This window comes from Mesorhizobium sp. M0808 (assembly GCF_040320025.1).
Lineage (GTDB): Bacteria > Pseudomonadota > Alphaproteobacteria > Rhizobiales > Rhizobiaceae > Mesorhizobium.
On the sequence record NZ_JAMYOX010000050.1, the window covers coordinates 1 to 22,179 of the forward strand.

12 protein-coding genes and 13 pseudogenes are annotated in these 22,179 nt (G+C 60.2%); 16 read left to right on the forward strand and 9 right to left on the reverse strand.

Annotated features, from left to right (window positions below):
- Positions 1-98: 98 nt before the first annotated feature.
- Positions 99-626: pseudogene (locus NKI25_RS31850) on the forward strand (ATP-binding protein); the annotation flags it as partial.
- A gap of 41 nt (positions 627-667) precedes the next feature.
- Positions 668-775 (forward strand): annotated as a pseudogene (locus tag NKI25_RS31855) (IS5/IS1182 family transposase); the annotation flags it as partial.
- A 215-nt stretch (positions 776-990) separates the two neighbouring features.
- Here the strand turns inward: NKI25_RS31855 and NKI25_RS31860 are convergent.
- On the reverse strand, positions 991-1,977 hold the full coding sequence (locus NKI25_RS31860) for a LysR family transcriptional regulator (protein ID WP_353000406.1): 987 nt from the start codon (positions 1,975-1,977) through the stop codon (positions 991-993).
- A 680-nt stretch (positions 1,978-2,657) separates the two neighbouring features.
- Positions 2,658-2,945, reverse strand: coding sequence for a hypothetical protein (locus NKI25_RS31865; RefSeq protein ID WP_353000409.1), 288 nt, complete (start codon positions 2,943-2,945; stop codon positions 2,658-2,660).
- Between the two features lie 289 nt (positions 2,946-3,234).
- On the opposite strand from NKI25_RS31865, the pseudogene NKI25_RS31870 reads away from it, so the two are divergent.
- Positions 3,235-3,582 (forward strand): annotated as a pseudogene (locus NKI25_RS31870) (ISL3-like element ISAzs13 family transposase); the annotation flags it as partial.
- Positions 3,583-3,644: 62 nt separating this feature from the next.
- A complete protein-coding gene (locus NKI25_RS31875) occupies positions 3,645-5,231 on the forward strand; it encodes a serine hydrolase domain-containing protein (RefSeq protein WP_353000411.1) in 1,587 nt (528 codons plus the stop codon).
- Here NKI25_RS31875 and NKI25_RS31880 read toward each other — a convergent pair.
- A pseudogene (locus NKI25_RS31880) lies at positions 5,221-5,846 on the reverse strand (ATP-binding protein); the annotation flags it as partial. The gene NKI25_RS31875 and the pseudogene NKI25_RS31880 sit on opposite strands and share 11 nt — an antisense overlap.
- A 571-nt stretch (positions 5,847-6,417) precedes the next feature.
- Between NKI25_RS31880 and istA the strand changes: the two are divergent.
- The 9 genes and pseudogenes from istA to NKI25_RS31925 all read left to right on the forward strand — a co-directional run.
- On the forward strand, positions 6,418-7,932 hold the full coding sequence (gene istA / locus NKI25_RS31885) for an IS21 family transposase (protein WP_502897473.1): 1,515 nt from the start codon (positions 6,418-6,420) through the stop codon (positions 7,930-7,932).
- A pseudogene (gene istB, locus NKI25_RS31890) lies at positions 7,929-8,803 on the forward strand (IS21-like element helper ATPase IstB). Before istA ends, istB begins: the two are co-directional and overlap by 4 nt.
- A gap of 1,334 nt (positions 8,804-10,137) precedes the next feature.
- On the forward strand, positions 10,138-11,445 hold the full coding sequence (gene ectB, locus NKI25_RS31895) for a diaminobutyrate--2-oxoglutarate transaminase (protein WP_352757599.1): 1,308 nt from the start codon (positions 10,138-10,140) through the stop codon (positions 11,443-11,445).
- Between the two features lie 10 nt (positions 11,446-11,455).
- Positions 11,456-11,608, forward strand: coding sequence for an ectoine synthase (locus NKI25_RS31900; RefSeq protein ID WP_353000413.1), 153 nt, complete (start codon positions 11,456-11,458; stop codon positions 11,606-11,608).
- Positions 11,586-11,786 (forward strand): ectoine synthase, encoded by a 201-nt coding sequence (locus NKI25_RS31905; RefSeq protein WP_353000415.1) that lies wholly within the window; start codon positions 11,586-11,588, stop codon positions 11,784-11,786. The genes NKI25_RS31900 and NKI25_RS31905 overlap by 23 nt, the downstream gene beginning before the upstream one ends.
- 352 nt (positions 11,787-12,138) lie before the next feature.
- On the forward strand, positions 12,139-13,614 hold the full coding sequence (locus NKI25_RS31910) for an aspartate kinase (RefSeq protein ID WP_353000417.1): 1,476 nt from the start codon (positions 12,139-12,141) through the stop codon (positions 13,612-13,614).
- Between the two features lie 65 nt (positions 13,615-13,679).
- Positions 13,680-14,378 (forward strand): annotated as a pseudogene (locus NKI25_RS31915) (IS5 family transposase); the annotation flags it as partial.
- Positions 14,379-14,767: 389 nt separating this feature from the next.
- Positions 14,768-15,904, forward strand: a pseudogene (locus tag NKI25_RS31920) (recombinase family protein); the annotation flags it as partial.
- A 514-nt stretch (positions 15,905-16,418) separates the two neighbouring features.
- Positions 16,419-16,553: pseudogene (locus NKI25_RS31925) on the forward strand (IS5/IS1182 family transposase); the annotation flags it as partial.
- Here the strand turns inward: NKI25_RS31925 and NKI25_RS31930 are convergent.
- Positions 16,544-16,942 (reverse strand): hypothetical protein, encoded by a 399-nt coding sequence (locus NKI25_RS31930; protein ID WP_353000419.1) that lies wholly within the window; start codon positions 16,940-16,942, stop codon positions 16,544-16,546. The pseudogene NKI25_RS31925 and the gene NKI25_RS31930 sit on opposite strands and share 10 nt — an antisense overlap.
- A 172-nt stretch (positions 16,943-17,114) precedes the next feature.
- On the opposite strand from NKI25_RS31930, the pseudogene NKI25_RS31935 reads away from it, so the two are divergent.
- A pseudogene (locus tag NKI25_RS31935) lies at positions 17,115-18,083 on the forward strand (HPP family protein); the annotation flags it as partial.
- A gap of 377 nt (positions 18,084-18,460) precedes the next feature.
- Here the strand turns inward: NKI25_RS31935 and NKI25_RS31940 are convergent.
- The 3 genes and pseudogenes from NKI25_RS31940 to NKI25_RS31950 form a co-directional block, all read right to left on the reverse strand.
- Positions 18,461-18,811 (reverse strand): annotated as a pseudogene (locus NKI25_RS31940) (UvrD-helicase domain-containing protein); the annotation flags it as partial.
- A gap of 329 nt (positions 18,812-19,140) precedes the next feature.
- A pseudogene (locus tag NKI25_RS31945) lies at positions 19,141-19,362 on the reverse strand (DNA -binding domain-containing protein); the annotation flags it as partial.
- 202 nt (positions 19,363-19,564) lie between these two features.
- Positions 19,565-19,921 carry a hypothetical protein gene (locus NKI25_RS31950; protein ID WP_353000421.1) on the reverse strand — a complete coding sequence of 119 codons (357 nt, stop codon included), beginning with the start codon at positions 19,919-19,921 and terminating at the stop codon, positions 19,565-19,567.
- Positions 19,922-20,163: 242 nt separating this feature from the next.
- Here NKI25_RS31950 and NKI25_RS31955 point away from each other — a divergent pair, with 242 nt between their 5' ends.
- Positions 20,164-20,634, forward strand: coding sequence for a Ros/MucR family transcriptional regulator (locus NKI25_RS31955; RefSeq protein ID WP_353000423.1), 471 nt, complete (start codon positions 20,164-20,166; stop codon positions 20,632-20,634).
- A 386-nt stretch (positions 20,635-21,020) separates the two neighbouring features.
- Here NKI25_RS31955 and NKI25_RS31960 read toward each other — a convergent pair whose 3' ends face one another.
- Positions 21,021-21,602, reverse strand: coding sequence for a group II intron maturase-specific domain-containing protein (locus tag NKI25_RS31960; protein WP_353000425.1), 582 nt, complete (start codon positions 21,600-21,602; stop codon positions 21,021-21,023).
- Positions 21,603-21,610: 8 nt separating this feature from the next.
- On the opposite strand from NKI25_RS31960, the pseudogene NKI25_RS31965 reads away from it, so the two are divergent.
- Positions 21,611-21,777: pseudogene (locus tag NKI25_RS31965) on the forward strand (transposase); the annotation flags it as partial.
- Here the strand turns inward: NKI25_RS31965 and NKI25_RS31970 are convergent.
- Positions 21,749-22,068, reverse strand: a pseudogene (locus NKI25_RS31970) (transposase); the annotation flags it as partial. The pseudogenes NKI25_RS31965 and NKI25_RS31970 overlap by 29 nt on opposite strands.
- Between the last annotated feature and the right edge of the window lie 111 nt (positions 22,069-22,179).

A 22,179-nucleotide genomic window follows, 5' to 3' on the forward strand; every position in this document is an offset into this window, starting at 1 on the left:
GCCTGTGACGAAAATCTCCCCGCCCGAACGTGGATGAAAGGCGTAACGGACAATCTTCTTTGCCTCGCCATCCTGATAACGGGCATTATGAGCCCAGTCCGACCGGCACAGGCAAGAGCCATCTGGCCATCGCACTTGCCGTCGAGGCTGTGAAGGCTGGAAAGAGCGTCTATTTCTGCACGCTCGCCGAACTCATCGCCGCACTGGCAAGGGCCGAACGCGAAGGCCGCCTGCAGGAACGCATCCGCTTCTTCTGCCGGCCTGCTCTGCTCGTTGTCGACGAGATCGGCTACCTGCCCGTTATCCACGGTGGCGGCAATCTGTTCTTCCAGCTCGTCAACGCCCGCTATGAGAAGGGCGCCATGATTCTCACCTCAAACCGCGGCTTCGCCGAATGGGGCGAGGTCTTCGGCGATCCTGTCGTCGCAACCGCACTTCTCGATCGCCTGCTTCATCATGCGGTCGTCGTCCAGATCGAAGGATCGAGCTATCGGCTCCGACAACACGCCGAGCTCATGCCCGAGCACCTGCGATCAAAAGCCTCCATCACGCCGCCGACGCTCAACGCACCATCACGACCGCGCGGCCGGCCGCCGAAAAATGGACACCCTTCCGCGACAGCCTGAGCGGCGAAACTGGGGAATTTTACTTCGGCACTTTTGGGGAAAATTCGAGCGGCATTGACACCCATACCCTGACTGATCAGGCCACTGGCGATGTCTCACAAGTTGAGCCACTACTCGACCAGATTGGCGGTCCGATCGGACACTTTACTGGTCAAGTCCGGACCCATGCACCAACGCGGTCGTCAACCGCCGAGCAATAGGTAAGCGCCACCAAAGCCCCAAACCCAGGACCGCCGGCAGCTTTGTAAACTCGGGCGAAAGAGAAACTCGCGCCTGCGCCGCCGATTACCGTCTCAAGCAGGTCAAATCGGTGGGACGTTTTTCGCTGCTGGGCCAACCACTGGACGCTAGATTACGCAACACGCTACACTTCGGCAGACGTGAGGCCGCCCACTGGTTGCGGGTATGTGCGACTCTCGAGTGGGGTGGCGTCGATTGCCGCCGAAAGTGCCGCGAGAAAGGTGGATTGGGCGCGGGTGCGCCTGGTAGTGCGCTTCGTCACGAGATAGACGTCGACAGAAGGTGGATTCGTGTATGGCGGAATTTGCCAGAGCTGCCCGGCTTCCACATCTGGAGCAACGACGTGAATCGGCAGGGGACCGAAACCAAACCCCGCCTTGATCAGGCGCTTTACCTCTTCGAGATTGGTGAACTGTCCCACAATCTTCCCACAAAGCTGCTCTTGCTTGCGCAATGCGGCGACAGGCGCCAGAGCTCCTGAAAGCTCGTCGGTTTTGAAGGAAACGTAGTCGAGCCTCCTCATCTCATCGAAGCCGGAAATTCGTCGTTGGAAGAGCGGGTGGCTTGGTCCGCAGAAGAAGCCGAAATGCTCGCGATAAAGCAGGGTGTATTCCAAGTCGTGGCGCTTTTCCTGCGCGAGGAAAATGCCGAGTGCGGCTTCATTGTTGAGCACGGCTTCAGCGGCGGACCTGCTGGACGAAACCGTCGTGGAAAAGGTGATGCGCGGATGGGCCTTGTGGAAGTCGGCAAGGAATGTATCGAGGAAGGGGCATTCGACATGACTGGCGAAAGCCATATCGACGTGGCCGGAGATGTGGTTTTGATCCTTCTCCATGAGTTCCGGCAGTCCGGCGACTATAGCTAACATTGCCATACATTCTTTGTAGAGTGTCTCTCCCGCCGGCGTGATCCTGAAATAGTTCGAGCTTCTATCGATCAGGCGGCAGGCCATATGCTCCTCCAGCCGGCGCAGCGCGTTGCTGATTGTGGGCTGCGACAGGGACAGCTTGTCTCCGGCAGCGGTTAGGCTTCCCTCCTGCACGATGACCGTGAATGTTCTCAGGAGATTCCAGTCGATCTCCCAGACAAAACGGCGCCGCACTTGGGTCATTCTCCACCTCCAACCTTGCGGGAATCTCTTGAGGCATTTGCCGTTCCTTGTCCAGCGACTCCCTCGACACCTCAGCCCGTGAATTGGCAAGTCCGAGCCTTGGCGAAATCTCTAAAGAGTCTCTAATTAGGGTCGGTTTGATCAAGATGCTCCTCCACTTTCTTCGGACCCGTGCCGCAGCCACGCGCGGGCGCGTGCATGGCGCTGGCGCGCAACGCTGTTCGGCGTCGACCGGTGCCCCTGAGGGCCGCAGGGATTGGTAAGAAACAGCTCCCAGTACTGTCCGCATTCAGCAGACCTATAGCCGTTATTGAAACAGTCTATTTGATCCCGCCTCGTTGGTCGGCGCATCATTTCGCCAGCAGCGTTGCAGCCAAATGATCTCAACACGGCTTCAGCCAGCAATCAGTCCACACCCACTGTAGCTGGCCCCCTTGTGCGTGATATCAATGTTGACCGGCATGCAGGGTCACCAAAGAAAATTTGGAGAAGGGCAGGCAATCATTTTCCTCCCTGTTACCAGCTCCTGGTTTGACAATTGATGAACTTACGCCGGGAGGCCGCATTGCCTCTACGGCTACGCCACCTGTCCGGAGGGGCTGGCGCGCACGAGCGTCGAGGAACTGTCGCTCTTTCTCGCGGCCTATGGAAGCCGAGGCGGAAATGAGTTGCTGAAAGACTCAACCATCAACCTGATGCTCTCTGAAGTCCATGATGGTCGCCTTCTCTGCTGGCACAAACTCATCCTTGAAAATGGTGATGTTATTTGGGGCCACGAGGGCAGCGATCCCGGCGTCAGCACCCATATGGGCTTCCGTGAAAAGGACGGAACTGGCGCCATTGTTTACTTCAATGGAGACGACATTGTTGACAGCAGAGAGGTCGTTATCGAAAGCCTTTTCTGCAATGCGGCAACCCTTAACCTTCGTTTCCGCTGTGACCGCGCGGTTGGGACTCAGGTCATTCACGAAACAGGAACGAGGTGCTGGCTCTATCGGCTATGCTCGTGAGCACAGCGCAATGAAAGAGGTTCGGGTGCGCATGCTTGCAGCTTGCCGCCGCCGTCCGGTCGCCGCGCGGCCGGGACGTTTGCGCGGCGGACCCTGCTGAGTTCCGGCTGCCGGCGGCGCGATAGTCCAGCTTGATGGGAGTACTTGCAGCGGCTTCGCCGTGGATTCCTGCGTCGGAGGGTGGTTGCTTGTGGCCCGGCCGAAGGCGAGGGAGTCGTGCTGTGCTCCACTGTCACGACATGCGCCGGTTGCTGATCTCCCGTGGCAGGGACGGGTTGTCGAAATCCGGCTTCACGCACGACGGCTTCGGTGCGCGAATTCACAATGCCCGCCCCGGATCTTCACGGAGAGGATTCCTGCGACGGCTCAACCGAAAGCTCAGCGCACGGTTCGGCTCGCTATGCCGGTGAGCGGCGACACGCTGTTGCGAATGATTCGCGCGGCTGGGTTCGAGCCGCCGCAAGCGCCGCGTGTGGTCGGCATTGACGACTGGGCCTGCAAAGGACAGCGCTACGGAACGATCATCTGCGATCTGGAGCGCAACCGCGTGCTGCATCTATTGCCGGATCGAAATGCCGACAAGGTCGCATCATGGCCGGAGTTCTATAGAATGCACAGTATTGCAACACCCGCGCTTTGAATACAGGAGATTCCCTCATGCCATTCGCGTCAACGGAATTGCGCTGGTCCGCCGCTGCTGAAACTGCGGCTCTGATCGCCAATGCCTGGCAGAGTGAGGGCGGCCCAGGTGGCGCGGTCGTGATTTTTGACGAGAACACGATCCGTTCCGAGACTGCAGGCGGTCTGGAAAGCCTTGGGACAGGCGTACCCTTTTCTCACACGAGCGTCGTGCGCTATGCATCGGTGACCAAGCATATCTTCGCCGCGATGGCGCTGCCTCACGAGGACAAGATTGGGCTCGAGGATCGACTCGGCGCTCACTTGCCGGGCCTGCGCGAGCCCATGGCCGACGTCACCGTGGGCCGCGCCCTCGATATGACCGGCGGCCTGCCGGACGTACGCGATACCCTGTCGCTGCTCGGCATCTCCGTTCATACGACGACACACGCGCAGCCGATTCTGGATTTTCTCGGTAACGTCGCCGCCGTGAATTTTCCCGCCGGACACGAAATCTCCTATTCGAACACCGGCTACCGCCTGGTCGAGGCCGCCCTGAAGAACAAGGGCTTTCTCTTCGACGATACCGTGCAGGAGCGAATTTCTCGCCCCCTCGGCATCGCTCTCCGCGCGCCGGAATTGTGGTTCGATCTGGTACCGGGCCTCGTGCCCGGCTATTGGCGGTCTGAACACGGATGGCAGGTCGGCACGGCCGGCTTGCATCTGTCTGCCTCCGGCAGCCTGACCGGAAGCGCGCGAGATCTCGCGATCTGGCTCCAGACCCTCATCGGCGACCGAGGTCCCGGCGCGGGATGGCTGGCCCGCCTGTCCGCCCCCCGCTTTCTCTCCGACGGCCGCCTGACCCAATACGGACTCGGTCTTGCCCGGTCGCAGATTGGCGGTGCCCGTCTTGTCGGGCATGGGGGATCCCATGTGGGCTACAAGACCGAGTGTCTGCTCGATCCGCATCGTCGCGTCGGCGTCGCGCTGGTCTCCAATCGGGAGGACACCGACCCCTCTGGTCTGACGCTCCAGATCATGGCCGCCCTCCTCGGCGACGCGCCGCCCAAGCGCAGCACCCGCATCCCAGACGGACTTTATGGGACCGAGGAGGGCCCCTGGCTCGAAATGAAGGACGGCGTGGCGACGTTCCTGGGTGCGGGCGAGACACTCTATGAGTACGAAGACGACTGGTCGGTTTCCCTGTCGGCCGCTTTGCCCATGCGCCTGCGCTGCTTAGGCGACGCCGTCGAGGGTGAAATCGGCCATGTATCGCGCCGCTTTCTACCCTTTCGGCCCGACGATTGCCTTGCGCGTGTCCAGGGAACCTGTGCCTGCCCGGCCTATCACGCGCAGTTCACCATCGCGGGCGACAACCTCTACATGGGCGTCGGCCCTGCACGGACCAGTGCGTCGCTTGTCTCCCTGGGGCAAACCGGCTTCTCATGGCCGGTAAGGACGGTCCGTGGACGAAACGGTCGAGCCTCGTTTTCGATCAGGACCGGGTCGGCCTATTCCTCAATCGCAGCCGCGTTCTCCATTTCGAACAGTCCGCCTGAGAAAAGCGGGACAGTTCGCCGCCAGGCGGGAACTGCACTCTCTCTCGCTCATCGGTTCACGCACTAGCGACAGCGACGGGCATTAGAATCCCGCTCAGCCCGACGTTCATTACAGCATCGAAGCTTGCGCGCGACTGAAAACCTGCTAAGCGGCCACCGAATACATAACAGTCAATTCCATATGACATTTTCTTGATCGAGCGGCTTGGCAGGTGCAGAGCCGTAACCTCTCCGGGCCTGATGTACTCTTGAACGACGTATGGGTTGCGGGCGGCCCGGGCAATGTGTTCCTCCCATACTTCTGAGGGTGTGAGACGCCCAACCAAAACATGCTCGCCACGGGTCGCATTGGAGGGCTTCAGGACAAGATTGTCCTTGTTCTCTCGGATGTAACCGATGAGCTCGATCCGACGTCGTTCGGGGTCGGTTGTTACTCCCGCTTCAACAAGACGGGTCCATGGAATGTGACGTGCAATAAGCTCGACCTGCTCGGCGCTGAAGAACAGATAGCTCGTGTGTTCGACCAACTCATCGACGCTGCGGCACAATCGGACACCGATGCTGCCGCAGCCCATGGCTGGCTTAACGACCACAGGCAGGCCGATCTCTGCGGCAGAGCTTTCTACCTCCGTCGCATTCGCTGTAAATGATAAGCAGGCATTGGAACGCCGGCCTCCATCCTGGTCGACCGCCGGTCACGCCGCGCCGAGCCTCGAGCAGGAGAACGATCGCCGTCGCAGCCGGGAACGGGCTCGGCTCGTCAACGAACGCGGCCAGCATTCGAGCCGCGTCAAGGGGCTTTTGATGACCCAGGGCATCCGCGACTTCAAGCCAGCCAGACGGGACTGGCGTGAGCAGCTCGAGACGCTGCGCACGGCTGACGGGCGGGATCTGCCACCCTGCCTGAAGAACGAGATCAAGCGCGAGTGCCGCCGCTTGTGGCAAGTAATCGAGATGATCATGGAGGTCGAGGCTGAGCAGCGTAAGCGGTCAGCCGATAACGTCAGGCCTAAAGTTCCAAGGCATGAGCATTTCGATCTCGGATGCCGGCCATCCTTGAGCGATGCGGGTCAAGGTGCGGCGCGACATCGCACTTGATCAGTCAGCGACATCGCTGGTGACGCGAGGGGCCAACCGAAGGATGGGCGTAGCCCGTCCGTAGGTTGGTCCCTCGCGGCGCGGAAATTTCCGCGCCCGCGGCCGTACCGATTGCCCTACGTCTGGATCTTCATCTGCCAAGAAGAGGATCCTGGATGCCCGGTAAACCGATCACGGACCAGCAAGCGAGATTGTACATGAGATTGAACAAAACACACCGCCGGGAAACAGCGGCCGCGATGTCCGGCTTCAGCGCCAGCACCGCCTCACGTCTTCAGAAAGACCCGCGCCTTCCCTCCGAGAGGAAAGCCCAGCGCTGCCATGGCGGGGGACGGGCCGATCCTTTCGTCGACATCGGGGAGAGCGAGGTGGTTCCCAAACTGGAGAAAGCTCCGGCCCTTCGGCCAGTCACCATCCTGAACGATCTTTGCCTGCGCTACCCCGAACGGGAGCTGATGCCAGCGCGCCGAACCCTTGTGCGGCGCGTGCGGGAATGGAAAGCCTCCCACGGGCCGCAACAGGAAGTGATCTTTCGCCAAAACCATCCACCCGGCCGCCAAGGCATGTCGGATTTTACCGACTGCCGATCGTTGGGCGTGACCATTGCAGGTGGGCCCCTTGCTCACCGGCTGTACCACTTCGTTCTGGTCTATTGCAGTTGGGAACATGTCGAGGTTGTTCTGGGCGGAGAAAGCTTCACGGCTCTGGCCAGCGGCCTGCAAAACGCATTGTGGAGCCTGGGTGCATCTCCCCTCGAACACCGCAGCGATTCGCTCTCGGCCGCCTTCACCAACCGCGCTGAGGAAACGCAAGAGGATCTGACCCGGCGCTACGAGGCGCTCTGCGCCCATTACCAGATGACGCCGACCCGCAACAACCGTGGCGTCGCCCATGAGAATGGCAGCGTCGAAAGCCACAACGGCCATTTGAAGGACCGGATCGAACAGGCGTTGCTTTTGCGTGGGTCGGCAGACTTCACCACGCTTGACGACTACCGCCGCTTCGTCGCCGAACAGATCAGCCGGAGCAATGCCTTGCGCCGTCAGGAACTGACGGTCGAGATGCCCCATCTCAGGGCGTTGCCGCAACGCAAGACCACCGATTACGATGACACCGTCGTTGTGGTGACGTCCTCCGGCGGCTTCACCTTGCGCCGGGTCTTCTATACCGCGCCCTCCACCTATATCGGCCACCGGCTGCGGGTTCGGCTCTACGATGATCGCCTGGAATGCTATCTCGGGGCAAGCCACGCCTTTACCCTTCCGCGTGGACGGCCCGGCGGCAAGGGGCAAGGCGGCCACGTTGTTGATTACCGGCATGTCATTCACAGCCTCCGCCGCAAGCCGCAAGCGTTCGCCAATCTCGTCTACCGTGACCAGTTGTTCCCCCGCGCGGCCTACGCCCGGACCTGGCAAGCCATGTCTGAAGCGCTTGACCAGCGTGCGGCCTGCCGAACTATGGTCGGCTTGCTCTGGCTCGCTCATTCCAACGCCTGTGAAGCCGAACTCGCGCCGGCACTGGAAGGCAGCCTCGATGCCAGGCAACTGCCCGATCTGGCGGCCTTGCAAACCCGCTTCGATGTCGCTGCCAACGAGGTTCCCGGCATCATTGTCGTTCTACCTATTGCTGCTGCCTACGATCAGCTGCTCACAGGAGGGATGACGCAATGAATACCGTATCCGTCGATATCGCAAAGTTGCCGCTCATGCTGACGAGCTTGCGGCTTCCCACCTTCGCACGCCTGTGGCCTGACCTCACTCAACAGGCCGACCGCGAAGGCTGGCCCGCCGCACGACTGTTGTGGCGGCGCTTGCCGAGCTGGAACTGGAACTGGCTGAACGTGTGCAAAGGCGCATCCAACGCAATCTTGCTGAGGCAAGGCTGCCCAACGGCAAAACCCTTGACAGCTTCGACTTCACCGCTGTTCCAATGGTCAGCAAGGCCCATGTCATGGCGCTCGCCTCTGGCGATGCATGGCTTGCCAAAGGTGGCACGATCCTGTGTTTTGGGCCACCTGGTTCCGGAAAAACGCATCTTTGTGCCGCCCTCGGCGCAGCTTTGGTCGAGAACGGCTTTAGGGTTCTCTTCACCCGAACCACCGATCTCGTCCAGAAACTCCAGAGCGCCCGCCGCGATCTGGCTCTCGAAGGCGCCATCGACAAACTCGACAAGTTCGATCTGATCATCCTCGACGACCTGTCTTACGTCCACAAGGACCAGGCAGAAACCAGCGTGCTCTTCGAACTCATTGCCGCAAGATATGAGCGGCGATCCATAATGATTACTGCAAATCGCCCATTTGGCGCCTGGGATAGCATCTTTCCCGACAAAGCTATGACCATCGCGACCATTGACAGGCTCGTCCATCACGCGATCATCTTCGACATGAACGTCGAGAGCTTTCGACGCCGCACGGCCATCCAACAACGCCGGCCAGCGACATCGGACACCGACAACAGCGACATCGCTGCGATCGACGAAAACAACAGCACGGAAACATCGATGTCGCTCCGCGACATCGATCAGCGACATCGCTCTTGAACTCGACAAGGGGATCAGTCACAACTCAAACGCGGCCGTCGAAGTCGTCACCTACGATGTCGCTGAATAACTCATCTGCGATGTCGCGCTACAGAGGATGCGCGGATAATTTGGCTCTGCGGATGGCCCGTTGATGATGGAGTCACGGCAAGGTAGTTGGGGTAGCAAGCGGCCACGGCAAAAGCCGGCTGAACACGCGTTTGGACGCCAAGCAGACCGTATCAACGATCGGGGAGGTCATCTCGCCAGCCGGCGGGAAGCATTAGGGCAAAGATGGCACCTAAGCAGAGTTTTGCGGCCAAGAGCCGCCTTAAGCAGACCCGGGCCGGTTCATCTTGCTACCCACGTCATCCAAGGTGCAATGCCCGTAGAAGGCTGGCAAAGGTCAGTCTTCTGTCGGGAGGGGTCGACGCCGCCAGGCAGAAATGACTCCAAAGTCCGATGGCGGAAGCGGCCGTCGCCCCGCGTTGCGCACAATGACGAAGGTAATGGTACCGCCAAAAAAACAGGTTCACCGGAAAACCGAGGCCCTTTAGGTGTGAAGGTTGAAACCTCCAGAGGAACAGCTGATGCGATGGAGATGGGAGGAGACCATCGCGTGCAACAGCTGTCGCCTTAATGGCTAAAAGTTGAGCAATGCGCAAACACATTTTGTGCATTGTAGCTATGCAAGAACGGCCAAGCTCCGTCCTTCCCAAATTTGCGCCTGGAATATTCGTGCTGGTCCCCTGTGTGCGTGCCCGGTGAAAATGCGGCGGTCACCTGAAAAGCGTGATCCCGGCAGGGAGCTTTGCCTCGCGCGGCTCGCAAGATCTGGCCACATTTGGCGCTCGTCCAGCTCTAACAAGAGGGTGAACCATCATCGCTCGATCGGCTGTTTCGATCTCGACTATGAGGATCAGCGCTTGGATATATCAGTCCAATTTCCGGCCTGTAGCATGCTCCGTCGTCAGCGCCGATCGCAATATGATCCGCTCCCGGTCCCGATGTTAAACCCCGTCGCCATTCCTCAGAAAACGTCGGGCAACCGACACTTACTGTCGTGTCTGTCGAATCCGCGACACATTGTTTCGCCCTGGTTGCCTGCTGCACTCGGGTCAAGTCATTGAACAAACCTCAGAAAAATATTCTAAGGCTCCCTCGGCGCAGTTGGCATCACTTTTGAGAAGTCCTCTTCGTGAAACGCGACGCGAGGCGGCACCGGTGTTCGTCCAAGTTGAGCTGTGGCTCGGACCTGGGGCGCCAATCCGGCAAGCTCCCTGGTTCGACCGCGAACCCCATTTGTAGGCATTCCCGCCGGCCTACCTACCCAATACCCAAATAGGGAGGCAACGATGACTGACCAAAGTAAACCGGATCGCGAGGAGGAATTTGCGATCTTCAACCATCTTGAGTCCGAAGTGCGGAGCTACGCCCGTCGGTTTCCCGTAGTTTTCGCGACGGCGCGGGGGGCCCAGTTGTTTGCGCGCGATGGGACAGCCTATCTCGACTTTCTCATGGGTTGCTCAAGTCTAAACTATGGGCACAATCCCCCCGAGCTGAAGTCCGCGCTTGCTGACTACATTGCGAGTGACGGCATCACCCATGGCCTCGATTTGTATAATGAAGCCAAGGAGTCTTTTCTGCGGGAATTCGACGAGACGATCCTTAAACCGAGACAACTGGACTACGTCGTACAGTTTCCCGGTCCCACCGGCGCCAACGCGGTCGAGGCTGCCCTCAAGTTGGCACGTAAGATCACTGGACGCTCCAACGTCATTGCCTTCACCAACGGTTTTCATGGCGTGAGTCTTGGCGCACTCTCTTGCACCGGCAACCGATACCATCGCGCAGCCGCCGGCCAATTGCTCGGCGGCGTGACGCGGCTACCCTATGACGGCTATCTTGGGTCCAGTGTAGACACCGCCGATTACCTTGATCGCCTGCTCTCGGATCCATCGAGCGGCGTAGATGCGCCCGCGGCGGTGATTGTCGAGACAGTTCAGGGCGAAGGCGGCCTGAATGTCGCCGGCACGGAGTGGCTGCGCAAGGTGGCGGCCATTGCGCGCAAACACGGAGCTCTGCTGATCGTAGATGACATTCAGGCGGGTGTTGGCCGGACCGATGCGTTCTTCAGCTTCGAGGCGTCTGGTCTCCGCCCGGACATGGTCACGATGGCGAAATCGATATCGGGTTATGGCCTGCCTATGGCCCTCGTCCTTATTGATCGAAAACTCGATAGGTGGGAGCCAGGAGAGCATAACGGAACGTTCCGCGGCAACTGCCATGCTTTCGTCACCGCGCGCGCCGCCCTAGAGCACTTCTGGCGAACGAGTAGCTTTGCAGCGTCCGTCACTGAGAAAGGCAATCTGCTGAAAAGCCGCCTTGATCAGGTCGCGCGGAAGTACGATCCGGAGCGAGTGTCAACCAGGGGTCGTGGCATGATGCGGGGCATCGATCTGAAGTCCGGCGAGATTGCCGGTCAGGTCATCAGCACCTCCTTTCAGAATGGCCTCATCCTCGAGACCGCTGGTCCCAAAGACGAGGTCGTGAAGTGTTTTCCCCCTCTCGTCATTGGGGAGGATCAGCTTAGCCAAGGCCTCGACATCCTCGAGGACGCTATCGATAGCGTGATCGGCAGCACCGTGAACACCGCAGCGTAAGAGGTGAATCATGATCGTCAGGGATTTCGACGAGGAGAAACTGACAGCCAGGCGGGTTCAGACGACAAGCTGGGAAAGCGGGCGGTTGCTCCTCAAGAACGATGGAATGGGCAATCACAAGGATCTATCCGGGGCTCAAGATGCATTATCGGAACCACCTTGAGGCGGCGATCTACTGCATCTCAGGAACGGGCTCTATCGAGGGTTCGCAAGCGGATGAGTCCATGTCGTGCGACCGAACATCATACACGTTTGATAAGCATGACGCCTACCCGCTGGGCCGAGATCGAATTGGTGTTGGCCTACGTACCTCCCTTAGCCGGCAGCGAGGTGCATGTTGAGACCCGGCGCGTATCCTCTCGACTCTGAGGCGATCTGATGTCGCCACAGACAAGGTTAATGAGCGTCGACATCGAGAGTATTCGGCTCCTCCGCCTCTCCGCAGTCGCTCGTCATGCCAGATGCCGTGGCTTCCCTGCGCTAGCACATCCGCAGACCAGGAAAGTACGACGACGCGTGCATCCCTCCCATAGCTGGCGTTTCGGAGAACCTTCACACGACATGGCAGCGCTGCGAGCTACGTCAGAAGGAGAAGAACGTATGGACGTCAGCGTGCATGCAAGACGTATGGACGGCGCGCTGGTGCCACGGGTTGTCAACTGACCAACCTACCTCGTCGAAAAGGATTTTGAGGTGAATCTCCTGCCTAACCGCGAGCCTAGCGCCCACACTGTCGAGAAGATCGGAGGCACGTCGATCTCCAACACCGCTGCCGTACTCAAGAACGTCCTAATTGGAGGACGCAAGGGGAGCGCACTCTACAACCGGATATTCGTCGTATCCGCTTATAGTGGAATGACCGATCTGCTCCTCGAGCACAAGAAAACTGGCAAGCCCGGCGCCTATGCGCGTTTTGCGGACGACAGATCAAGATCGGCTTTGGTCGAAGCGATCGCAGAGGTCCATCGTGAGATGAGGAGGATCAATGCGGAAGTCTTCGGCCGCTCGCCGGAAAGGCGCGTCGCCGATGATTTTGCTCGCGACCGCATCGAAGGATTGCGCGGCTGCCTGTTGGATCTCCAGCGGCTTTGCTCAAATGGCCCCTTCAGGCTCGAAGAGCACTTGAATACCGTGCGCGAGGTTCTCGCCGCGCAGGGCGAAGCCCACAGTTCCCACAACACGGCACTGCTCCTCAGGACACTTGGCGTGGCGGCGATCTTCGTGGACATGACAGGCTGGCGTGACGAAACTGAAATAAGCCTTGACGAGCGAATCGAAACGGCGCTATCCGCGATCGACCTCGGCAAGCAGCTGCCGATCATCACGGGCTACAGCCGATGCCCAGCTGGCCTGGTGCAGCTCTATGGCCGTGGCTACACCGAATTAACATTCGCCCGGATCGCCGTACTCACAGGCGCCAAGGAGGCAATAATCCACAAGGAGTACCCTCTTTCGACAGCCGACCCCAAGATTGTCGGCATTGAACGGGTCCGCACCATCGGCCACACCAACTATGACGTCGCCGATCAGCTCTCTAACCTCGAAGTGGAGGCAATACATCCGGCTGCAGCCAAGGAGCTGCGCCATGCGAATATACCCCTTCGTTTCAAGAATACCTTCAAATCGGGGGACGAAGGAACTGTCATTACGCGCGACTACGTCTCTGACACACCGCAGGCAGAGATTATCACCGGCCTCAGAGGAGTGTATGCCCTAGAGTTTTTCGAGCAGGATATGGTGGGTGGGAATGACTATGATGCAGAGATACTCAAGAAGTTGAAAGGCTATGACGTCCGCGTCGTCACCAAGGCATCAAACGCAAATACCATCACGCATTATCTAGCCGCAGCACCCGACGTAATCGCGCCCGTTGTCCAGGCTCTAGAGGAAAGCTTTCCGACGGCTGATATTGTTACAAAGAAGGTGAGCATTGTCTCGGCCATCGGAAGCGACCTAAATCTCCATAACCTAGCGGCCATTGCTGTGCAAGCGCTAGCCGATGCTTGCATAGAGGTCCTAGGCATCCACCAGCTCATGCGCGGCGTAGATATAATCTTCATAGTTGATGAATCACGCTTTGACGACGCTGTTAGGGCGCTCCACCGCGCTCTGATTGAAGATTCATGGCTGCCTCTTGCAGGGCGGCCTTCGTCCAGCGTGGAGCGCTAAGAGGCCGTTTTGAAAATCGGCTTACTGGGGTTTCGTCTGAGGCTGGGTTATGATTCAAGCTGTGGATGTGGACAAAGCAGAGCCGTGGCCGGATGGCCCAGATCGCCAAGAAGACCAAGCGCTACCCGTCTGATTTGACGGATGAGGAGTGGGAGCAGTTCGCGCCGCTGATGCCCAAGCCTGGGCGGCGTGGCCGTCCGCGCGAGGTTGATTTTCGCGAGGTGATCAATGCGGTGCGCTACCTGGTCCGTTCGGGTTGCGGCTGGCGGATGCTGCCGATCCACTTTGGACCCTGGCAGACGGTCTATGGCTGGTTTCGAGAGCTGGCGCGGCGATTTTTGTTCCAGACCATCCACGACGTGGCGCTGATGCTGGATCGTGAGCGGGCCGGGCGCGAGGCGAGCCCGTCGGCGGCGGTGATCGACAGCCAGTCGGTCAAGGCTCCGCAAGCAAGAACAAGGGGTTACGACGCCGGCAAGAAGATCGTCGGACGCAAGCGCCATATCGCAGTCGATACGGATGGGCGGCTGTTGATGGTCAACTTGACGCCGGCCGATATCTCCGACAGCGCCGGCGCTCAGGCGATCTTGGATGGTATCCGCCAGCGCTGGCCCTGGGTGAAGCATCTGTTCGCCGACGGCGCCTATGATCGGCTAATGCTCATGGACAAGGCCGCCTATCTGGACTTCGTGGTCGAGGTCATCCGCCGATCCGATGACCAGAAGGGCTTCGAAGTCTTGCCCCGACGCTGGGTCGTGAACCGCTGTACAATGTTGCCAAGTTTGCCTTTGAGTGGTCGGTGCGCATCGAGCGTCCAAGCCGTAAGCGGCAGCTTGTTGAGGCTCGTCGCGGTCGGAATGCGAGTCGATTTGTCGCGGGCGAATCAGAGCCACCACAGGATTTAATGCGCCATCGACGGCCCAGCTGCGAGCTGGCCGATGGAGGCGCACATGGTCCGGCGCAAGGATCGCCCTGTGCTGCGCGTGCACGTGTCGTTCGAAGCGACAAGAACCGGCCCCCAACATCTGCTCGAGGCCTATGCCCGCCTTGTGCCGATGATAAGGCGCACAAGCCAGCGGCCGGACGGTCCTCCGGACCGCTCATTGAAGGTGAAGGAAGTAATGGCGCGATCCGGAGGTGAGCAATGACCCAGATGCGATGCGCGCTCTATGCACGGCTATCCAGCGAGGCCCAGACGCGCGACAACACGATCGCCAGTCAGGTCATTGCGTTGCAGGAACGCATTGCCGCCGATGGCTTCGTGCTTGAGCCAGGTCACAGCTATCTGGATGACGGCTACAGTGGTTCGATTCTGCTTCGCCCGGCGCTGGAGCGGCTGAGGGATGCGGTTGCCAGCGGCCACGTCGAGCGTCTCTACGTCCATGCTCCCGATCGGCTCGCCCGCCGCTACGCCCATCAGGCGCTGCTGATCGACGAGTTCCGTCGTGCCGGTGTGGAGATCGTCTTCCTGAACCGCCCCATTGGTGGCACGGCCGAAGATGATCTTTTGCTCCAGGTTCAGGGGGTGATCGCCGAATATGAGCGGGCCAAGATCCTCGAGCGGAGCCGTCGCGGTCGTCGTCATGCGGCCCGTTCCGGCTCCGTCAGCGCTCTGACGGGTGCGCCCTTTGGCTACCGCTATGTGAGCCGGAACCAAGGTGGCAGCGTGGCACGCTTCGAGGTGGTGGAGGCGGAGGCGCACATTGTTCGTCTGATCTTCGCATGGGTCGGCCTGGATCGCATGAGCCTGCGGGAGGTGTGCCGGCGGCTCAAGCAGATGGGCTGCCAGACGCGGGCAGGAGCCATGCATTGGCACGCCTCCACGATCCGCGGTATGCTTGCCAATCCCGCCTATGTCGGACGCGCCGCTTTCGGGCGGGCCCGCTACTTGCCACCACGACCACGGTTGCGGCCAATCCGCGGCCATCCGCAGCCCTCGCCGCGGGCCACTTGCCGCGTTCTCGTTCCGCCTGAAGAGTGGATCGAGATCCCCGTTCCCCCACTTGTCGATCGCACCGTGTTCGAGGCGGCCCGTGCACAGCTTGAGGAGAACGGCAAGCGCAAGCGCCAACGCATGCCCGGCGCGGACTGGCTGCTGCAGGGCCTCACGGTCTGTCGGCGTTGCGGCTACGCCTATTATGGCAAGCGCGCCCCGAGTTCCCGCAAGTATGACCCGACGAACACGCTGCGCTACTATCGCTGTATCGGTGCGGATGGCTACCGCTTCAGCGGCCACGCCGTGTGCAACAACCCGGCGGTGCGCGGCGATCACCTGGAAGAAGCAGTGTGGGATCAGGTGAAAGGCCTTCTGGAGGACCCGCGTCGTATGGCCGACGAATATCGCCGCCGCCTCCGCCAAGCCCGCGACGAAATCCGCGAGCCGGATGAGATCGTCCGCCTGGAACGACAGATGGCCACCTTGCGTCGCGGCATCGGCCGGCTGATCGACAGCTATGCCGAAGGCGTCATCGACAAGGCGGAATTCGAACCGCGTATCGCTGGCCTGAAACAACGCCTCTCCCAGCTTCAGGAGCGGCACCGGGCGGCGGTCGAAGTGGCCGAGAACGAACGCGACCTCTCACTCCTCATCAGCCGTCTGGAAGACTTCTCCGCCAAGGTGACAGCAGGGCTCGCCGGCCTTGATCGGGCCGGCATGCGGCAGATCATCCGCTCCGTGGTTCGCCGGGTCGAAATCGACGACGCCCACATCGAGATCATCTTCCGGGTTCCCCCGCTCGATGGCCCAGCCGGCCCAAAATCACCAAGCAAAATGACCAGTTCCACGCAACATTGTACAGACGTTCGTCGAGCGGACCTTCGGCTGGATGACAAGATGGCGCCGCCTCGTGCGCGACTACGAGCAGCGCATCGACGTCTCTCACGCAATGATCCTCGTCGCAATGGGCGCAAACCTCATCCGCCGAAACGCTCATCCTTGAATTTCAAAACGGACTCTTAGAAGTTCACAAAAGCGACTATAGCCGTAACCGTCGGGATGCGACCCACGATACTCCTCCCACAGGATGAGCAAGGTGACACCGGGCTTCTTGAGCTCGACGGCAAGATCGGCCCAGTTTGGTTCTGTGCGTCGTCGCGTGCCCTGTTTGACGCCGTTGCGAGTGAAGAGTTTGTTCTCGAGCGCATCGTCGGTCAGTTCGCCCGGCAAGGGCCAGCTCAATCCAACCGCCGCTGCGCGCTGCAGATTATCCTGCACCGTGCTGCGCGCTATTCCCAAGACGACGGCAATCTCGCGGGAGCTCGTCCCGCTTCCGGCAAGCCGCAGCATTTGTCTCAATTGTCTCATGGTCAGCCTTCTCTTTGCCGGCATCGAAATGTCCCCGTTCATGGCGAGGTGATTGATGCCAAAGTTGCTGACCCAGGAGGTAATCTTCAGTGCCGAAAACTGGCCGGCTTTTGATTGGAACGGTGGCCGGCTTCAAATCGGAATGGTGGCCGGTCTTTGATCGGAATGGCGGCCGGCTTCACGTCGGAATCCGCAGGCGAACGGGTCTGGCCCACATGTCGCACTGCTGGTTGCTCCAATGGGAGCATCGGCCGTGCTGCTCTTTGCCGTGCCTTCAAGCCCGCTGGCGCAACCTTGGTCGATTATCGGTGCCAATACAATTTCGGCGCTGGTCGGGGTGATCGTGGCGCATTTCGTGCATGAACCCGTCCTAGCCACCGGCATTGCGGTGGCGCTGGCGATCGCCGCCATGTCGTTCACGCGCTGCCTGCATCCGCCGGGCGGGGCCGCCGCCTTGACCGCGGTGTTCGGCGGACCGGCCGTCATCAGCGCCGGCTTGCTGTTTCCCTTCGTTCCGGTGGCGCTGAACTCGATCGTGCTGGTCGCACTCGGCTACGGCATCCACAAACTGTCGCGGCGCAACTATCCGCATGTGGCGGCCCCCGCCCTCAAAAGCACGCATGGAACCATCGATCCGCCGGCGCGGGAGCGGGTCGGCTTCCGGCCCGAGGATATCGATGCCGCGCTCGGCGCGCTGGAAGAAACCTTCGACATCGACCGCAACGATCTCGAGCGGCTGCTGCGGCAGGTCGAGTTGCAGGCGATGGTGCGCTCCCACCGGATCCTGCTGTGCGAGGACATCATGTCGCGCGATGTGATTTCAGTCGATGAACATGCGCCTGCCGACCAGGCGCGTCATTTGCTGCTCGATCACAACATCCGGACGCTGCCGGTGACCGACGCCGAGGGCTGGCTGGTCGGTGTGGTTGGCCTGCGCGAGCTGACGAAGGCGACCGACACGGTGAGGGCTGTGATGTCGAAGGCTGCCACCGCCTCTCCCGACACGCCGGCGATGAGCCTGCTGCCGGTGCTCACCGACGGCCGCAGCCATGCCGTGGTCATCGTCGATGCCGAGCGACGCATTATTGGGCTGATCACCCAGACCGACCTGCTGGCGGCGGCAGCGCGCGTGCACATGGCCGACACAACGCTGGCAGCGGCATGAAATAGTGATCCGGATTTGCTCAATCCGGGAACCCGATGGGCGCCAATGGATATAGGAATAGCGGCATTAAGTGCCGCCTTTCGCCTAAGACGATTCCTTTTTGCGAGTAGATCGACCTTCTGAAACGCGACCGCGCTCTCAACCGCTACCACGACTCTCTCAGCCGTTGACGTGCATCGCCTGCGGTTCGTGCAGCGGGCGCCTGGGCTTGCCTCTCGGTTGAGGGATACAGGCAACCTTTGTCGCTCTATAGCGATGCGCACCGGGAGCGCGCAGATGTGAAGTCGATCGCATTGGCCAAGCTGGAGGCCAGCGAGTTGGCGAGTGCGCGTTCCGCCTGTCCCCGGTGCTGTTCAAGCAGGATCGGGCGTACCCGCATCATATCGACCGCTTGCGACAGCAGGTCGTGCGGCGTGGTGCTGTTGGTCCGACGGCAGCCCGCCTAGCAAGGCAATCCGCAGTTCGGGCGGAATTTGTCCGGCGGCGAGGTCGCCGACGAAGTCGCCGACCCGGATCAGAAGTTCGCTGGCCGCCAGTTCAAGGTAAACGTCACCGCCGCGATGGATTTGGGCGAGATGCCTTCGGCCAGCATGACCGCGATGCGACCGGCCATGACAGTCCGTCTTGCCGGACCCGGCGCCAGCTTCGACCAGGATCGAGCGATCATGCACGCTGATCGCGTTGCGGCGAGCCGCGTCATCGCGAAGGTCTCTCGTTACAGTGGTCATTACTGCGCCTCCGAGACTTCTGCGGCGTCGCCAAACAGTTCGGTTGCGGTCGAGAGCTTGCGCTTGCAATAGGTGGCGCCCGCGTTCGCTGGCAGCGCGAAGGCCAGGTCGTCGTAGGTCCCGCCGGTATCCGGCCCGATCAGGGCGTTGCCGGCCGTCAGATTAATGCGCGCCGCCTGCAGATATCCGGTGATCTCGACCAGCGTGGCTTCGGGATCGTCGAGTTGCAGATCGATTTGGTCGCGTGGGTAACCATCATCGCGGGCTGCGTTAATGGGTCTACTGCCAAAGGCCGCCCGAACTTCCGATGACACCTGGCGAGCAGATTTCGCATTATCGAGATGGCTTCGCGCGGCTTTCCGGGCGCGCTCTGGTTCTTGCACCGGATCGATGCCGAGGATGACCTGCGCCATCTCCTCATAGCTCGCATTGTCAGCGGATGCATCCAAGAACCTCAGATAGGTCGTGAAGTGCTCCTTGGCGTAGGCGGTCAGGCTGTCGGACCAGGGGACTTCGTCTTTAAGACCTGGTTCAACGTCTGGGTATTTCATCACGATATCGGACTCCGGAAGCAAGTAATCGGAACTTTTGTTTTCGACAAGCTACCTAAGCGAATGGAAACATCGTCCCCAAGACGACATTCCGATCATCATCCGCAAGTGCCCGCTCGAGACGACAGCACCTTCTGGGCAATTCAACTCCAGGTTAAGAATGAATTGCAAAAAGCTCAAGACCGTCCGGCTGCACATCGTTTCAGGCGGACTGCTCGGCCACCAATTTCACATTCCCAAAGAAAGGATAGCGAAACAGAAACCGCCCGGTTTCGAGATCACTGACAAGTTCGACCCAAAGCTTACGACCGAGACGCGCGTCGCAGCAGGCTGCCGTCATGCCTGAATATGCGCCAAGCACCGCGGCACGGTCGCCAACAAAGGTGTCGAGCAGCATGGACACGGACCTGCAATAACCGAGATGGATCGCATCGCGATTAGTTGGCCTTCCCGCGACAGCGGAAAGCCTGATAGAGAAAAGGGCCATGATATCCATGATGCGGGGACTTCGCGAGCCGCGGAATATCGACGTCGACACTTCATGGGCGTCGCGAAACATCTTCGGCGCTTGCGTTTTGCAATTCACACGAAGTGGATCGGGATACCAAAAACCAAGCTCCGCCCCAGTCAAGAGGCAGCCGACACTGAGCAACACACGCGCACGACGGCGGATGCAGCGTTATGGTCCTCGGTGCCGACGAGCATCGCGATAGTCCTGCCGGGCTGTATTTGCTTTCAGCGACAACCGCCACTATGAAGCGACGCTTCGCCGACTGTGTTTCACGCCGCCTGGAGAGTTTCATGACAGAAGAAGCCGAAAAAAACATCGACACCCTCATCGAGCTCACGGCCGATGTTGTCTCAGCCTATGTCTCCAACAATCCGATCCCGGTGGGGGATCTCCCTGCCCTCATCGGCCAAGTGCACGCGGCTCTGAAAGGGACGGCGGAAGGTGTCTCTGCAAAAGAGCCGGTTGCCCTTACGCCTGCAGTCCCGATCAGGAAGTCGGTGACACCGGACTACCTCATCTCCCTTGAAGACGGGAAGAAATTCAAATCGCTAAAGCGCCATCTGTCGACCCACTATGGGCTGACGCCGGATGGATATCGGGCCAAATGGGGCCTGCCGGCGGATTATCCGATGGTCGCGCCGAACTACGCCGCGGCGCGCTCGGCATTGGCCAAGACGATGGGGCTCGGCCGCAAACCGAAAGAGCCGGAAGCGCCGGAGCCGGCGCCGGCGAAGCGGACCCGCAAGAAGGTCGCAGCTTGATTTCCGGCAATCGTTTCGTTCTGGAGGGCGCAGCTGCCATCGGCATAGTCTGCGCAGAATATGAAAAGGCTTCAATGCGGCCGTAGCGCTTCAGTTCGCAGGAATCGCTGAACACAGGGGATGTGCATATGCGTCCGGCGGGCGCAAACGCCACGCGACGTCGTTCACGCTGGGTCGTCGGGACAGAGCCTGGATCGAGAGTTGATTATGCGGCGCGATTTCGCACGCGGATATTTCTGGAAATGCAACGATAATCGCGGCCTTTGGCGCTCTCCACATAGTAGCAGGCAACATTGAACGCTGTCCGTCGAAAGTTGCCCCGGCCGAGCGAGGGATAGTCGCGGAAGCGTTCTGTGTCTTCTTCGCCGATCGCTCGGACCCTGTGACTACCGCATGTCCGGGCAAGAGGCTTCCATTGGCGAGGGAGGGCGCCAAGAACCTCGGACTGTTTCGACAAAGAACGGTTCCAAAATTTCGCGAGCGCCGAACTTTTCCGACCGGATCCGCGCCAATCGGGATAGGGGGGAACCTCGCGGTTCCTCCCCTCCCACACCACCTTGCATACGGGTCCGTACAGGGCGGTTCGGTTGGTTATGCGGCCTTGGCGGGGGCAAGGCAAGCAAGGCCGAGGCCAGAGAGGAATGCGTTCGCAAGGCAATGGCGAGCGCGGGACTGTTGCTGATCCGCCAGGGGCCGTGCGCGCTGCCGGCGGTTTGTGCCGCCAGATCGTGCCCGACGCCACGGCGGCGCAACTCCGCAAAGCGGGTACGTCCGTGCTTCCATTGCTTCCACGCGATGGATCGAAGCCTGCGCCTGATCCATCGGTCGAGGCGACTCAACACCGACGGGGTTTCGCAAATGCCGAAGTAGCCGCGCCACCCTTTCAGATAGATCTGGCGTGCGATGGCCTGGACGTTGGTGGAATGGTCATCGACCCCATCTAGCGGAGCCTTTGCAGTGTTCTCCATGATCGGGTCCGGACATTGTACCCGGCGATGGTGAGCACATCCGCTTCAGGCGCAGCGCCATCCGGTCGGCCTATGCCAGGCTGTTCTTCCTGCCGAAATACTCGCCGGACCTGAACCCTCCATCGAGCAACTCTTCGCTAAGCTCAAGCATTGTCCGCGCAACGCAGGCGCACGGCCATGAGCAGCAGGTGATTGATCGTGCTCCAAAGGCCGCTGTCGCGCCAAGCATAGAAACAGCGCTGCACCGTCGTAATCGGCGGGAAATCTCGATCCAGCATTCGCCGCGGCAACCCGCTACGCAGGATGTAGAGCAGCCCATTTATGATCGCCCGCCGCCACCATTTGGGCGGCCGGCCAAGTCGTGAGGGATATGCGGCTCCAGAACCGCCCATTCCGTGTCCGTCAAATCGCTTGAATACCGCGGCCCTTCCCAGGCATATTGCTTACCGTTTGTATCGGTCCACATGTGGCGCTCCGTCGATGCTTCGCAACACCGACTGAATCACAGTCATTGATATCACCGAACTTCATTTCGGGTCCGACACTCATTCATGCTGAACCTGCGCCTACTCTTCAA

Bases quoted from the DNA above. Each gene is read 5' to 3' on its own strand.
- NKI25_RS31905 (WP_353000415.1), top strand. From the start codon at position 11,586: ATGCATTATCGGAACCACCTTGAGGCGGCGATCTACTGCATCTCAGGA.
- NKI25_RS31930 (WP_353000419.1), bottom strand. From the start codon at position 16,942: ATGCCGGCAAAGAGAAGGCTGACCATGAGACAATTGAGACAAATGCTG.
- NKI25_RS31955 (WP_353000423.1), top strand. From the start codon at position 20,164: ATGACAGAAGAAGCCGAAAAAAACATCGACACCCTCATCGAGCTCACG.
- istA (WP_502897473.1), top strand. From the start codon at position 6,418: ATGCCCGGTAAACCGATCACGGACCAGCAAGCGAGATTGTACATGAGA.
- NKI25_RS31875 (WP_353000411.1), top strand. From the start codon at position 3,645: ATGCCATTCGCGTCAACGGAATTGCGCTGGTCCGCCGCTGCTGAAACT.
- NKI25_RS31860 (WP_353000406.1), bottom strand. From the start codon at position 1,977: ATGACCCAAGTGCGGCGCCGTTTTGTCTGGGAGATCGACTGGAATCTC.
- ectB (WP_352757599.1), top strand. From the start codon at position 10,138: ATGACTGACCAAAGTAAACCGGATCGCGAGGAGGAATTTGCGATCTTC.
- NKI25_RS31950 (WP_353000421.1), bottom strand. From the start codon at position 19,921: ATGTTTCGCGACGCCCATGAAGTGTCGACGTCGATATTCCGCGGCTCG.
- NKI25_RS31900 (WP_353000413.1), top strand. From the start codon at position 11,456: ATGATCGTCAGGGATTTCGACGAGGAGAAACTGACAGCCAGGCGGGTT.
- NKI25_RS31960 (WP_353000425.1), bottom strand. From the start codon at position 21,602: ATGGAGAACACTGCAAAGGCTCCGCTAGATGGGGTCGATGACCATTCC.